Annotated in this window: 14 protein-coding genes; 1 reads left to right on the top strand and 13 read right to left on the bottom strand. The window is 44.6% G+C overall.

Annotation, left to right across the window (positions count from 1 at the left end):
- Nucleotides 1-114 precede the first annotated feature (114 nt).
- The 13 genes from alr to AAY47_RS08340 form a co-directional block, all read right to left on the bottom strand.
- Nucleotides 115-1,347, bottom strand: a complete 1,233-nt coding sequence (gene alr / locus AAY47_RS08280; protein WP_047768736.1) for an alanine racemase — start codon at nt 1,345-1,347, stop codon at nt 115-117.
- Between the two features lie 247 nt (nt 1,348-1,594).
- Nucleotides 1,595-2,920 (bottom strand): LLM class flavin-dependent oxidoreductase, encoded by a 1,326-nt coding sequence (locus AAY47_RS08285; protein ID WP_047768738.1) that lies wholly within the window; start codon nt 2,918-2,920, stop codon nt 1,595-1,597.
- A 39-nt stretch (nt 2,921-2,959) separates the two neighbouring features.
- Nucleotides 2,960-3,823, bottom strand: a complete 864-nt coding sequence (locus tag AAY47_RS08290; RefSeq protein ID WP_047768740.1) for a hypothetical protein — start codon at nt 3,821-3,823, stop codon at nt 2,960-2,962.
- Nucleotides 3,824-4,171: 348 nt separating this feature from the next.
- Entirely contained in the window at nt 4,172-4,444 is a 273-nt protein-coding gene (gene npr / locus AAY47_RS08295; RefSeq protein ID WP_047768742.1) for a PTS phosphocarrier protein NPr, read from the bottom strand.
- Between the two features lie 16 nt (nt 4,445-4,460).
- The gene (gene rapZ / locus AAY47_RS08300; RefSeq protein ID WP_047768744.1) at nt 4,461-5,312 is read right to left on the bottom strand and encodes an RNase adapter RapZ; all 852 of its coding nucleotides are present in this window, start codon (nt 5,310-5,312) and stop codon (nt 4,461-4,463) included.
- 40 nt (nt 5,313-5,352) lie between these two features.
- Entirely contained in the window at nt 5,353-5,820 is a 468-nt protein-coding gene (gene ptsN, locus AAY47_RS08305) for a PTS IIA-like nitrogen regulatory protein PtsN (protein WP_047768746.1), read from the bottom strand.
- Nucleotides 5,821-6,093: 273 nt separating this feature from the next.
- The gene (gene rpoN / locus AAY47_RS08310) at nt 6,094-7,539 is read right to left on the bottom strand and encodes an RNA polymerase factor sigma-54 (protein ID WP_047768747.1); all 1,446 of its coding nucleotides are present in this window, start codon (nt 7,537-7,539) and stop codon (nt 6,094-6,096) included.
- Nucleotides 7,540-7,608: 69 nt separating this feature from the next.
- Nucleotides 7,609-8,334, bottom strand: coding sequence for an LPS export ABC transporter ATP-binding protein (gene lptB / locus AAY47_RS08315; RefSeq protein WP_047768749.1), 726 nt, complete (start codon nt 8,332-8,334; stop codon nt 7,609-7,611).
- 6 nt (nt 8,335-8,340) lie between these two features.
- Nucleotides 8,341-8,889 (bottom strand): lipopolysaccharide ABC transporter substrate-binding protein LptA, encoded by a 549-nt coding sequence (lptA, locus tag AAY47_RS08320; RefSeq protein WP_047768757.1) that lies wholly within the window; start codon nt 8,887-8,889, stop codon nt 8,341-8,343.
- A complete protein-coding gene (lptC, locus tag AAY47_RS08325) occupies nt 8,870-9,463 on the bottom strand; it encodes an LPS export ABC transporter periplasmic protein LptC (protein WP_047768759.1) in 594 nt (197 codons plus the stop codon). The genes lptA and lptC overlap by 20 nt, the downstream gene beginning before the upstream one ends.
- Before the next feature lie 18 nt (nt 9,464-9,481).
- Entirely contained in the window at nt 9,482-10,045 is a 564-nt protein-coding gene (kdsC, locus tag AAY47_RS08330; RefSeq protein WP_047768762.1) for a 3-deoxy-manno-octulosonate-8-phosphatase KdsC, read from the bottom strand.
- 83 nt (nt 10,046-10,128) lie between these two features.
- Nucleotides 10,129-11,097, bottom strand: a complete 969-nt coding sequence (gene kdsD, locus AAY47_RS08335; RefSeq protein ID WP_047768763.1) for an arabinose-5-phosphate isomerase KdsD — start codon at nt 11,095-11,097, stop codon at nt 10,129-10,131.
- A 24-nt stretch (nt 11,098-11,121) separates the two neighbouring features.
- Nucleotides 11,122-12,099, bottom strand: a complete 978-nt coding sequence (locus AAY47_RS08340) for a calcium/sodium antiporter (protein WP_047768765.1) — start codon at nt 12,097-12,099, stop codon at nt 11,122-11,124.
- Nucleotides 12,100-12,328: 229 nt separating this feature from the next.
- On the opposite strand from AAY47_RS08340, the gene mlaF reads away from it, so the two are divergent.
- Nucleotides 12,329-13,132: a phospholipid ABC transporter ATP-binding protein MlaF gene (mlaF, locus tag AAY47_RS08345; protein ID WP_047768882.1), complete on the top strand. Its 804-nt coding sequence runs from the start codon at nt 12,329-12,331 to the stop codon at nt 13,130-13,132.
- Nucleotides 13,133-13,134 lie beyond the last annotated feature (2 nt).

The following is a 13,134-nucleotide window of genomic DNA, read 5'->3' on the forward strand; positions in this document are numbered from 1 at the left end:
TGTTCTGCCACGAAAATAAAGAGATCATGATCACGAACTGTTTTGCATTGTTAATGAAACACGGCTTATCCGTCATGGAAAAAAGAACAGTCTGCCATCATTTTGAACGGTAGATTATAAACCTGTCGTGACGATACGTGGGTTGGTTTCTCCCCAAATGGAAGAAAGCTCAACAACATGCATTCCTCCCCATTTCTGAATATCAGACTGGGTGATTTCGTCGTTACCTTGTTTACCGAAAATAACCACTTCATCGCCACTCTTCACTTCCGGCAAGTCAGTCACATCGACCATCACGGTGTTCATGGAAACGCTACCGACAACCGGGGCACGGTGACCGTTGATCAGAACGTAAGCTTTGTTTGACATGGCAGAACTAAAGCCATCAGAGAAACCAACCGGCAAGTTAGCGAGCCTGGAATCGCGTTGCAGAATGTGCGTGTTGTCGTAACCGACACCATTACCTTTAGGATAGGTTTTAACAGAAGCAACACGGGTTTTCATTTGAATCAAGGGCTTGAATTCTGGGTAGCTCGTGGTCAGAATGCCGTACAGCGCACTGCCAACGCGTGCCATGTCGAACTGTGCTTCAGGAATGCTCAGTGATGCAAAAGAGCTTGATGCGTGCAGCGTGATTTCGTCCCTGTTCAGATTTGCTGTTTTGATCAGCCAGGAAGTTTGTTCTTTGAAGTTTTTAATGCTGTCACGGATTGCATCCGTATCGGTGAATGCATGGTGGCTCATCATACCAACCAGTTTCAGGTTAGATAACTGAGCGATTTTCAAAGCTTCTTGCTTGCCCTGCTCCGTTTTCATTTCCAAACCATTACGGCTCATAAGACCTGTGTTCAGCATCAGATGAACGCGAATGGCTTTACCGTGTTTTTTGGCCAGGTCATCAATAGCCTGGGCGTGATCCAGATCGCCGATCATCTCTTCCATGTCATAGCCCAGAGTGCTTTCGATTTCAGTAATGTCAGCCGTACGGACACGTATCAATTGTCCTTTAAAGCCACTTTCACGCACGATGCGGGCTTCTTCATTACTGGTGACGCCTACACAAGGTACGCCAGTTTTGATGATGGATGGCATCAGCAGATCGATACCATGACCGTAAGCATCGCCTTTCAAAACCGCACACATTTTGGTGCCTTTATTCAGTTTCTTTTGCAGCGTGTGAATATTATTTTCGAAAGTCGTGGTATTGATTTCAACCCAGGCATTATTGGTTGCTGCGATGCTTTCTGCATGGGTGTTATCTAAAGAGAGCACAGGCGCGGCTTGGGCAACACCCTGGGACAGACTCAAACCAAGAAGAATTGCCAGTGTGGTTTTATTAAAACGCATGAAGTAAATCTCCAGTTTAGGAACTGTATATATAATGTTCTTCGTGTCATTGCGTTTTAATAATAAGTTTTTTTTAATTTAATTTCACATGGTTAACTTATTGAAAGCTAACATTTATTATCTATATCATACTATTTATAAATAATTAGATTAATTAACTAAATTAATCATCAAAACGTCTTGTTTTTACGCTTAGTGAAAATTTAACGAACAGATTATATTAATGATTTTTTATCTTTGGTCAGTTTTAATCACTGATTTCGCGTTTGCCCTGGCAATAGGCCACACCGAAGCGCTCTCTAATGGTCTGCTCTGTATAGTCAGACCGAAAGAGGTTTCTTTTTTGCAATATGGGGATAACGTGATCGACCATAACTTGAAGTGCGTCAGGAAATGAATCAAAGTTCAGGTTGAACCCATCAGCAGCACTTTCCAAAAACCATTTTTCCATGTCATCAGCAATCATTTCAGGCGTTCCCAACAACATGCGATGCATTCCCATATTTTGTAAAATAAGCTGATAAACGGTTAGGTTTCTGGTTCGGGCAAAATTCACTATCTCTGATAAGAAGCCTTTGGAAACAATATCGTTAGATGATTTTTCGATGAGTTGATAAGGGAGAGGTTGGTGTAGCTTCAGGTCGTCAGGCTCTATCCCCAATTGCCGGGCCAGCATGATAATATCTTCATCTACATTCCTGAGTTCGTCCATTTTTGCCTTTCTTTCTTGTGCCTCAGCGAGTGTTGAACCAATGATGGGGAATAAACCCGGCAAGATTTTTAGCGAGTTTTCGCTGCGTTTTTGAGCTTTCACTTTTGCTCTCAGGCATCGATAAAAATGTTTTGCTCTTTCAAAAGAGGTCTGTGAGGTAAAGACGATATCGGCAAATTTTGCTGCCAGCGCCTGTCCTGCTTCAGACGAACCGGACTGTACCAGCAGTGGCATGCCCTGAGGACTGCGAGGAAGAGTTAATGGCCCGGTAACGGTGTAATATTGTCCATGATGATCAATACTATTCACTTGAGCAGGATCGGCAAACATCCCACTTCCTGCATCAGCAATGAGCGCATCCTTTCCCCAGCTTTCCCATAACTTCATGACAACCTGAATGAATTCTTTTGCCCGTGTATAGCGCTCTAATGAGCTTGGTAACAGAATTTTTCCAAAGTTTTTTGCGGCGGCTGGATTATAGGTAGTAACGGCATTCCAGCCTATTCTGCCTTGGCTAAGATGATCCAGTGTTAAAAATTGTCGCGCTAAAATAAAGGGGTCGCTAAAGGTGGTGGATGCGGTACAAATAAATCCAAGATATTTTGTGACTGACAGGATTGATGACGAAACGATTAATGGATCTAACATCTGCGAGGGGCCATGGGGGTGGCCATGTAATGACAATGAATCAGAAAAGAACAGCGCGTCAAATTTGCCTAATTCTGCCAATTTTGCAATTTCTTGATAAAAAAGCGGATTTATAAATGCACGGGTATCGTTTTGGGTTCTCCATCCTGCGGGGTGCTGACCCACTCCTACTATATGGCAGTTAAGATGCATTTTTCTTTTATTATTAGGCATAATGAGTTTCCGTTTTTGGGCTAAATAGTTTTTATGATATCAACAAGATTTATTCAAATTTAATATGTTTTGTATTTCTTCTGACAAGCCTATCGTATTTTCTCCGTGACTTAATTTTGTTGCTTTCCAAACACATTGGCCTATTACTTTAGGATGATATCCGTTCACATTCATAACCTTAATGATGGCAGGGCCATAGGCAAGGCCTATGCCAATTCTTAAAGGTGGGAAATTATATCTATTCCATAAAATAGCATTAACATGATTAATTGTATTACTAATGCATTGTTCAGCAGCCAGATAAGCTTTATTGATTACATTAACCCGGTTGTCAGATCCAATATGAAAAAGGATTAATGCTCCATCGCCCAGCAACTCAGTTGCTTTTCCTCCTTCTTGTGCGGCTGTATAAACAATCGCTGGAATTAAAGCGGATGTCTCATAGATAATTCTTTGTAAACCGCACTCTATAACAGGAGAGGTGGGAAGCTGTTTGAAACTAGAGCTGGAGTCCCTCATATCCATCATGAATACCACGAATTCACTAACTTCAGGTTTGTTGCTTTCTAAGACAGGATAGCCAGGGATGAACGTTTTAACCATTTCTTTTTCTGACACTGGATTAAAATGGCTTTTGTCACTGAAGTCGGAAGGGAATGGGTAATTTACCGATTCAATCATGTTAATTTTATTATTTTTTTTAACGTTATTATAGAAATTATCACTAATAAAATTCATGGGTATATTAGTTTCATTTTTATATTGGTTTAATTTGTGTCGGACTTGTTGCCATTCTTTTTCAGCACAATCGAGATTAAAATTAATTAACTCTATCAGGTCATTATCGGAACAAGGTTTAGTTGTTTTTTCTTTTGCTTTCATTCTTTTTAACTTATTTTTCATAGTTGCTTTGATGGCTGGGGTTAAGACTTTTAATTTATGTAATCGGAAAACTGAACATTGGCTATTTATTCTTTCACTAATGTTCGATTTCAAGTATTAAATATAAGGTTATTTTGCAATAAAAGGAATAACTATTACATTACCTGTTATATATCAGGTAATAAATTAAGACTCAAGTTATATATCAATCCAACTTCAAAATGCGTGTTATATTTCCCTGCTGTGTGGGGAAATATAGGGCCTCGCGGCATCTTGCAGATTGCAGATTGCAACTTACAGTTTATCGAGTATACACTTCGTCTTTCAAATTGCCTCTTAAGACAATATTTTTATTGGGAGAAGGGCGTGTTACTCTTCGTCAAATCCTGCGTTGAAGAGTTCGATAATAGCCGCCAGTGCTTGTTGTTCATCCGGCCCGTTGACTTCAACGTCAATATGGCTGCCTTGCTCAGAATCCAGCATCAGCATGGCAATGACGCTGCGGGCCTCGGCCTGTAAGTTACTGCTATTGCGCAGTATCACTTCTGATTGAAACTGTTGTACCAGATCATGCAGTTTCATCGCAGGCCGGGCATGCATTCCGAGCCGATTTTTAATTTCAAGTCGTTGTTTGACTGTCATGGCTGTGTTATGCGTATTACTTGCGTTTTTCCAGTGTGCGGTGGCGTGATTGCACGTTTTTGCCACGGGAACGAAAATAATCAGCCAGCTGTTCTGCCACATAGACCGAACGGTGTTTACCGCCTGTGCAACCAATAGCGACCGTCAGATAGCTGCGATTATTGGTTTCCAGCATGGGTAGCCAAAGCTCAAGATAGCTCCGGGTCTGATAAATAAAATTATGAACTTCGGTATGGCGATCCAAAAATGCAGCCACAGGGCGATCCAAACCCGTCATTGGGCGCAGTTTAGGGTCCCAGTGAGGGTTTGGCAGGAAACGGACATCGAAAACATAGTCTGCGTCGATAGGAATACCATGTTTGAATCCAAAAGACTCAAACACCATCGTTAATTCTCGTTCCCGTTTGCCTAATAGACGTGTCCTGAGCATTTCCGCCAGTTCATGAACGGACATTTCAGAGGTATCAATGATCAAGTCAGCGCGTGAGCGCAGGGGTTCCAGTAAATCGCTTTCTTGGTCAATGGCACTTTCCAGTGACAGGTTCTTGCTGGAGAGTGGATGCAGGCGGCGTGTATCACTATAGCGGCGGATCAGGGTATTACGATCCGCATCAAGAAACAGTAACTGTGGTGAAAAACTGTCAGGCAATTGCGTCAGTGCTTCTTCAAAAATTTCTGGCGACTCCGGCATATTTCTGACATCAATGCTAACCGCAGCCGAGATATCACGTTCGGCCAGTGTGTTTGCCAATTCCGGCAGTAACACAACGGGCAGGTTATCCACGCAATAGAAGCCCATATCTTCCAGTGCCCGCAAAGCAACAGATTTCCCAGAACCTGAACGACCACTGACTATCATCAGCACCATGAGGTGACTCCCCCTAAATGTTTATAATTATAATCGCTATTTATTCAGTAATAATTTTATACAGTTCTTCATCACTCTGCGCTGAACGCAGGCGACGGCAGAGGCTTTTATCTGCAAGGCGCTTTGCAATCAATGATAGTGAGTGTAAATGGGTCTGACACTGGTCTGATGGCACCAATAAAGCAAACAGCAAGTCAACAGGTTGATTATCAATGGCGTCAAAGGTAATGGGTTGTTCCAGGTGTAAAAATACCCCAACGGCATTATCCGAACACGCTTTATTCAATTTGCCGTGAGGGATCGCAATCCCGTTGCCAATTCCTGTTGTGCCGACTTTTTCGCGCGAAAGAATAGCCTCGAATACGGTATTTTCCGGCAGTTCAAGCTGTTTTGATGCCAGCTCACTGATAATCTCTAAGGCGCGCTTTTTACTCGAACAAGGTACGTTGTTGCGTGTACATGCGGGTGAAAGCACAGAGCTTAGTGGTAAATCTGTTTCGTTGTTCATTTCTTTATTCACTTAGGGCCTTGTTATATCGGATGCCTGATGAGGCATCCGGTATTAATGCACTGCGCTCTAAAACCGATCTACAGATCGCACTCATTACCAGTACTATAGGGCGTTATAGACGGTGTTATAGATAGAACAGTGATAATTTTATGACAGCCCCGTTGCCTAAAAGCGATTAATGTTGTCTCAATTTACTTTTGTGTTTGGTCAATTGATGCGCCAGCTTATCTGCCAGTACAAGTGACATAGTGTTTTCCTTCTCTGTGTTGTTCAAGCCAATTTTTTACGTTGGTTTGAAGGCGGGATGGATAACGACTCTCTATATTTTGCGACTGTCCGGCGAGCCACTAGAATACCTTGTTCAGCGAGTATGCTGGTCAATTTACTGTCACTCAGTGGTTTGACCGGGTTTTCTGCCGCGACCAGTTTTTTCACCAGAGCACGTATCGCGGTAGAAGAGGCTTCACCACCACTGTCGGTATTGACGTGACTGGAGAAAAAATATTTAAGTTCAAAGATCCCGCGTGGACTATACAGGTATTTCTGGGTCGTCACGCGGGAAATGGTGGACTCATGCATGTCAATCTGATAGGCGATATCAGCCAATACCAGTGGTTTCATGTGTTCCTCACCATATTCAAAAAAATCTTGTTGCCGTTCAACAATACAACGGGCGACTTTCAGCAATGTTTCATTACGGCTTTCGAGGCTCTTGAGCAGCCATTTGGCCTCTTGCAAGTTATTGCGTATGAACAGGCTGTCACTCTCATTGTTGGCCCGTTGTCCCAGTGCTGCGTAGTGTTGGTTGATGCGCAGACGGGGGATGCTATCGGTATTTAGCCTGACTTGCCAGCTTTCATTTTCTCTCTGTATCAATACATCTGGAATAACGTACTCGGATTCACCGGTATTGGCTACCAGGCCAGGTTTTGGTTCCAGTGACTGGATGATATCAATTGCCCCTTTCAGGGTACTTTCTTTTAATTTGCTCTGACGTAATAAATTACGGAAGTCTCGGTTACCCAGCAGTGCCAGGTAGTTGCTGACAATAAGTCTGGCATCATTCAGATAGGGTGTCTTTGGCGGCAGCATTGCAAGCTGGATAAGCAAACATTCGCGTAAGTCACGGGCAGCAACTCCGATCGGATCAAAATGTTGTACGCGTTTGAGAACGGTTTCGACCTCTGCCAAAGCCAGTTCATCATCCCCGATACTGGCAAGGATTTCTTCGATAGAAATGGTCAGGTATCCGGAGTCATCAATGGCATCAATGATTGAAGTGGCAATAGCAGAGTCCGTTTCGGTAAAGGGCGTTAATCTTGCCTGCCACATGAGATAATCTTGCAAGGTTTGGGTAGTTTCACCCTGATATACGGGGAAATCATCAGCGCTATAGTCGCTGTGAGTGCCTGATGGTGTGCCAGCGGTGTAAATTTCATCCCAACTGGCATCCAGTGGTAACTCTTCAGGCATATCCCTCTGTTCAAGCGCTTCACGGGTATCCATGACTTCGGTTTCGGCATCAGTATCAGAAAGTGCCTGATTCTCCACTTCCTGATGTGGGTCATCCTGTTCAAGCAGTGGGTTCGTTTCCAAAGCTTGCTGAATCTCCTGCTGAAGTTCAAGCGTAGACAGTTGTAACAAACGGATGGCTTGCTGGAGCTGTGGCGTCATCGTCAATTGCTGACTGAGCCTGAGTTGCAGACTTTGCTTCATAACGTTACCACTTTCTCCTTAGTCTGGCCTGAATAGTTCCTTGAATCGCATCTGATAGAAGGATAAGTGTTAAAGCCGGAAACCTTCACCCAAATAGACGCGTTTGACCTGCTCGTTATTCAGGATGTCATTTGGTGTACCGTGGGCAATCAAATGGCCCTGACTGACGATATAGGCACGTTCGCAGACATCCAGTGTTTCACGCACATTGTGGTCGGTAATCAGGACACCTAATCCGTAATCCCGCAGATGTTGAATGATCTTTTTAATATCCAGTACGGAAATGGGGTCAACGCCGGCAAAAGGTTCATCCAGCAGGATGAATTTGGGATTGGCGGCCAGTGCACGGGCAATCTCCACACGACGGCGTTCACCACCGGAAAGTGATTGACCAAGGCTATCACGCAAGTGGGAGATGTGAAACTCTTCCATCAACTCTTCTGCCCGTGTTTTTCTCTGCTCCTGATTCAGATCATTGCGGATCTCCAGTACCGCCATCAAATTATCGAATACACTCAAACGACGGAAGATGGAAGCTTCCTGAGGCAAATAACCTATCCCCCGGCGTGCACGTTCATGCAGGGGCAGCAGGCTGATATCGTCTTCATCAATGGTGATAGAGCCGGCATCACGGGCAACAATGCCGACGACCATATAGAAAGTGGTGGTTTTGCCTGCTCCATTAGGGCCAAGTAAGCCAACAATCTCCCCTGACTTCACGTTTAGGCTGACGTTCTCAACGACCTTACGGCCTTTGTAGGCTTTCGCCAGATTTTCTGCGTTTAATATTGCCATCAGTCGTTATTTACCCTTTTTCTGAGTGTCAGCGCCGTTAACACCAGAACCTTTTTCTTGCAGCTGGGCAGGTAACAGGACGGTGGTGACATGTTTACCTTTATCACTAAACGCTTCCATTTGTTGTGTCGGTACGAGATAAGTGATTTTATCGCCTTTGATATTGCTGTCTAGCTGTTCAAGATAGGCGTTTTCCATTAGGGTAACCAGCTCTTTATCCATCTCATAGCGCATCTTTAATGCATGGCCCTTGAGGGGCTTACCATCATCTTGCAATTGGTAAAAAGTGGCAGGATTGCCGAATGCTTCAATAACGGTCTTGTCGGAATTTCCTTCCGGGCGGGTCACAACGACTTTATCTGCATGAATGTCGATTGAGCCTTGTTTTACGATAACATTATCCGTAAATGTGGCAACGTTGCCCGTTAAATCTAACGACTGTCTTGCTGAGTCGATGGTAATGGGTTTTTTTGTATCATCTTTTAAGGCCAGTACGGGCAGGCTGACGGCAAAAAGTGTACTGGCAATAACGGAATTACGGATTAGGTTGTTCATGTGAGATCTCATATTGAGTGGTCACCTTTTCAATCAGTTCAGCAGTTTTGTTTCGCAGATTGCCACGCATTTTCATGCCAACAGATTTCAGACCGACCCCAATAAGGGTGACTCGGTCATCAGATGCGACATCTTGGGTTGTCAGATTGACGATCGCATTGTCTGTTGTGATCCGCTGCAATTGTGACGCATCGTTCAGGCTATCCACTTGGACATCCCCGTACAGATAGAGCATCTTATCTTGGGTCAGTTTGGCCGTGTTGGCACGTACTGTCCATGTTGCTACCGGGGTTCCGGGGGGACCATCGGGGGCAAATGTTGTCAATACCGGGTTGGTAAACCAGGTCAGTTTAGTTTCCGTATAGTTTTTAACATCGTCAGCGACCAGTTTGTAAGATAATTTACCTTCCGGATCGTAGACAAAAGTAATGGCTTCCTGGGTTTGATAAGCAGGATAACCATCATCCGCAATGGCTGATGAGGCATCATCATTGACACTCGATAAATTCCAGCCAATCAGCGCAAGCGCGATCAGTGCCAGTAGTGCGATCAGCCAGGATTGAAATTTGCTCATTCTTTTTTCAGTTTTAATTTATATGGATAATCCTTTGGCATCTTCGAGCTTATTCTGAGCGAAGAGTACCAAATCACACAGTTCCCTGACTGCACCGCGGCCGCCGGCAATCTGAGTCACATAATCTGCTTTTGGCAACAGTAATGGGTGGGCATCAGCAACTGCAACAGATAATCCCACTTGTGCCATGACCGGCCAGTCAATAAGGTCATCACCAATATAGGCGACTTGCTCTGGCTGCAACGCTAGTTTATCCAACAGTTCCTTATACGCCAAAACCTTATCGTTTTGTCCTTGGTAAAGATAGGTAATACCCAGTGTTTCTGCCCGATTTTCCAGCAGTTTTGCTTTGCGGCCAGTGATGATGGCCACTTCAATACCGGAGGTGATTAAACAGCGGATGCCATAACCATCACGAACGTTAAAGGCTTTCAGCTCTTCGCCTTCATTGCCCATGTAGATAAGCCCATCAGACATTACGCCATCAACATCACAAATCAGTAAACGGATTTGGCGGGCTTTTTCTATAATGACTTTATTAACTGGGCCATAACAGGTGTTCAGGTACTCTTTTTGACTCATTAAGACATTCTCTTAAGATTGATATCATGCTTGTTTGTGTCAGTTTACTTGCTTTATAGAAGACCGGCCTACACAATACCGGCCTACACAACACCGGCCTGCAAAAGATCGTGCATGTGTAATACACCCAGTAATTTGTCACCTTCTGTGACCAAAAGTGAGGTGATATGGCGTGATTGCATCAGGTTTAGCGCGTCAACCGCCAGTGCATTGGGTTTAATCCGAATACCGCCGGCAGTCATGACATCTGAGATTTTTGCATTGTTTAAATCAATGCCCATATCGAAAACACGGCGTAAATCGCCATCGGTAAAAATACCACTGATTTGCCTGTCATCATCACAAATAACCGTCATGCCCAATTTTTTGCGGGTGATTTCCACTAAAGCCTCACGCAGCGTCGCTGTCCGGGGAACCCGGGGAATGTCATTACCCGTGGTCATTAAATCACTGGCCAGCAGCAGAAGTTTGCGTCCGAGTGTTCCCCCCGGATGGGAAAGCGCGAAGTCTTCGGCCGTAAAGCCACGGGCCTGCAAGAGCGCAAGGGCTAATGCATCGCCCATGACGAGTGTGGCGGTGGTGCTGGTGGTGGGGGCTAATCCCAATGGACAGGCTTCTTGTGGAACTTTGATACACAAGTGGATGTCTGCGGCTTTGCCCATGTTACTGTTGCGATTATTTGTCATGCAGATGAGCGGGACTTTTTGCCGCTTGAGTACGGAAATTAACGCCAGAATTTCATTTGATTCACCGGAATTGGAAATCGCCAGCACGATATCTTTTGCTGTGACCATGCCGAGATCACCATGGCTGGCTTCGCCAGGATGGACAAAGAACGAAGGCGTACCGGTGCTGGCAAATGTCGCAGCGATTTTTCGTCCAATATGACCAGATTTGCCCATCCCCATCACAATGACTTTTCCTTCACAACTAAACATTAATTCACAGGCTTGGCTGAAATCGTCATTAATGTATTGTGCCAGACCAGCCAGCCCTTCAAGTTCAATCTGTAATACTTGCTTACCTGCTTGCTGAAAATCGATTTTAGGCATTTTTATTTCCCACTCAATTGGCAATTACTCAGTACCGTAACAATTAGAAACAAAAAGTACGACAAAATAAGCGATAAAACAGCCCAGTAGCAAGATGCCGTTCAATCGGTTCAGTCGATGCTTTCTTCCCAGACAAAATACCGTGAATAGTATACTCGCGGCCATCATGACCCAAAAATCCCGGGAAAATGCTTGAGGTGAAAAGGCACTGGGGGAAAGTATGGCTGGGATACCCAGAACAAGAGTGGTATTGAATACGTTGGAGCCAACAATATTGCCCATAGCCATGTCATTCTCACCTTTTATGGCCGCAGCAATAGTGGTGGCAAGCTCAGGCAAGCTGGTTCCTACGGCAAGCATGGTCAGGCCAATCACCAGTTCGCTGACACCGTAAATACGTGCAATAACGGTTGCATTATCAATCACCATACGGGTAGAAATGGGAAGAATAATTAACCCCAGAACGACCCAGAGAAGCGCAATTGCTTTATTGCCTTCGAGCGGCAATTCGGCATTTCGTTCCTGGGTATAGCTATCAGCCCTATTGTGTTGAGAGAAAGCGGTCATCTTTATCATCAGAGAAATAAAGAAGAGGGCTGAAAACACTAAAAGAATACCATCCAGTCGGCTCAGGTAGCCATTGGACAACAAATATCCTGCAAATGCGGTGATCGCCAACATCAGGGGCACTTCTTGTCGCAGAATTTCTGATTTTACCCCGATTGGCCGAATGAGCGCTGCGGCTCCCGTAATGAGCAACAGGTTAGTAATATTGGAACCAATGGCATTGCCGATGGCCATGTCTGGCTGTCCGTCTAAAATGGCTGTGACAGAAACCATCAGTTCTGGCAGGGAGGTTCCTATTCCCATAATAACCAGGCCGACAATAAAAGGGGGAATTTTCATGATGCGGGCAAAAACGGCCGCACCATAAACTAATCTATCGGAACCATATACCAGTAAAATCAACCCGGTAATGAGCAGTACAATTGTCAGAAACATGAGGTTCCCTTAAATAAGTTTTATTCCGAGCATAATGCTAATAATGGTTGATTTTTAAACATGGAATGTTTATTCAGCTAGACTTATACATTCTGACGATCCCGCGATAAAAAGTAAAATTTGTCACAACATTGCTAACGCAAATTGGACAATTTTTTGTAGTATGCATGATTAATTTTTTAAATACAGTCATGAAGACAGTTCTATTAACGGTTAGGGGCTATCAATGATGAGTCAACAAACAGCAAATCTTATTGAGATCTGCGGAATGCATTTCACCCGAGGCCAGCGCCCGATTTTTGCTGATATTAATCTGACCGTTCCGAAAGGAAAAGTTACCGCCATTATGGGACCTTCCGGTATAGGAAAAACCACCTTGCTGCGTTTGATTGGGGGGCAAATTCGCCCTGAGCGCGGTGAAATTTGGTTTGATGGCGATAATATTCCGGCATTGTCCCGCCCGCGTCTGTATGCTGCCCGCAAGAAAATGAGCATGTTATTTCAGTCAGGTGCCTTGTTCACTGATCTGAATGTTTTTGACAATGTGGCTTTTCCCCTGCGTGAGCATACTCAACTGCCTGAAGTGTTGATTCACACAACCGTGATGATGAAGCTGGAAGCGGTCGGGTTGCGTGGCGCTGCGCACTTGATGCCATCGGAACTCTCTGGCGGTATGGCAAGGCGAGCCGCATTAGCAAGGGCGATTGCACTCGATCCTGACTTGATCATGTTTGATGAACCCTTTGTGGGTCAAGACCCCATCACGATGGGTGTTTTGGTGAAGCTGATCGATGAGCTGAATCATGCGCTTGGTGTTACGTGTGTTGTGGTTTCCCACGACGTGCCTGAAGTACTGAGTATTGCCGATTATGCTTATATTGTGGCTGAGAAGAAAGTGATCGCAGAAGGTACTCCCGATCAGTTGAGAATGAATCAGGATCAACGGGTACGGCAGTTTCTTGATGGTATTGCTGATGGACCTGTACCTTTCCGTTTCCCGGCCGGGGATTACAAAACTGAGTTATTAGGATGATG

The organism is Xenorhabdus griffiniae (assembly GCF_001028135.1).
GTDB lineage: Bacteria > Pseudomonadota > Gammaproteobacteria > Enterobacterales > Enterobacteriaceae > Xenorhabdus > Xenorhabdus bakwenae.

Bases quoted from the DNA above. Each gene is read 5' to 3' on its own strand.
- alr (WP_047768736.1), bottom strand. From the start codon at position 1,347: ATGCGTTTTAATAAAACCACACTGGCAATTCTTCTTGGTTTGAGTCTG.
- AAY47_RS08285 (WP_047768738.1), bottom strand. From the start codon at position 2,920: ATGCCTAATAATAAAAGAAAAATGCATCTTAACTGCCATATAGTAGGA.
- AAY47_RS08290 (WP_047768740.1), bottom strand. From the start codon at position 3,823: ATGAAAAATAAGTTAAAAAGAATGAAAGCAAAAGAAAAAACAACTAAA.
- npr (WP_047768742.1), bottom strand. From the start codon at position 4,444: ATGACAGTCAAACAACGACTTGAAATTAAAAATCGGCTCGGAATGCAT.
- rapZ (WP_047768744.1), bottom strand. From the start codon at position 5,312: ATGGTGCTGATGATAGTCAGTGGTCGTTCAGGTTCTGGGAAATCTGTT.
- ptsN (WP_047768746.1), bottom strand. From the start codon at position 5,820: ATGAACAACGAAACAGATTTACCACTAAGCTCTGTGCTTTCACCCGCA.
- rpoN (WP_047768747.1), bottom strand. From the start codon at position 7,539: ATGAAGCAAAGTCTGCAACTCAGGCTCAGTCAGCAATTGACGATGACG.
- lptB (WP_047768749.1), bottom strand. From the start codon at position 8,334: ATGGCAATATTAAACGCAGAAAATCTGGCGAAAGCCTACAAAGGCCGT.
- lptA (WP_047768757.1), bottom strand. From the start codon at position 8,889: ATGAACAACCTAATCCGTAATTCCGTTATTGCCAGTACACTTTTTGCC.
- lptC (WP_047768759.1), bottom strand. From the start codon at position 9,463: ATGAGCAAATTTCAATCCTGGCTGATCGCACTACTGGCACTGATCGCG.
- kdsC (WP_047768762.1), bottom strand. From the start codon at position 10,045: ATGAGTCAAAAAGAGTACCTGAACACCTGTTATGGCCCAGTTAATAAA.
- kdsD (WP_047768763.1), bottom strand. From the start codon at position 11,097: ATGCCTAAAATCGATTTTCAGCAAGCAGGTAAGCAAGTATTACAGATT.
- AAY47_RS08340 (WP_047768765.1), bottom strand. From the start codon at position 12,099: ATGTTTCTGACAATTGTACTGCTCATTACCGGGTTGATTTTACTGGTA.
- mlaF (WP_047768882.1), top strand. From the start codon at position 12,329: ATGAGTCAACAAACAGCAAATCTTATTGAGATCTGCGGAATGCATTTC.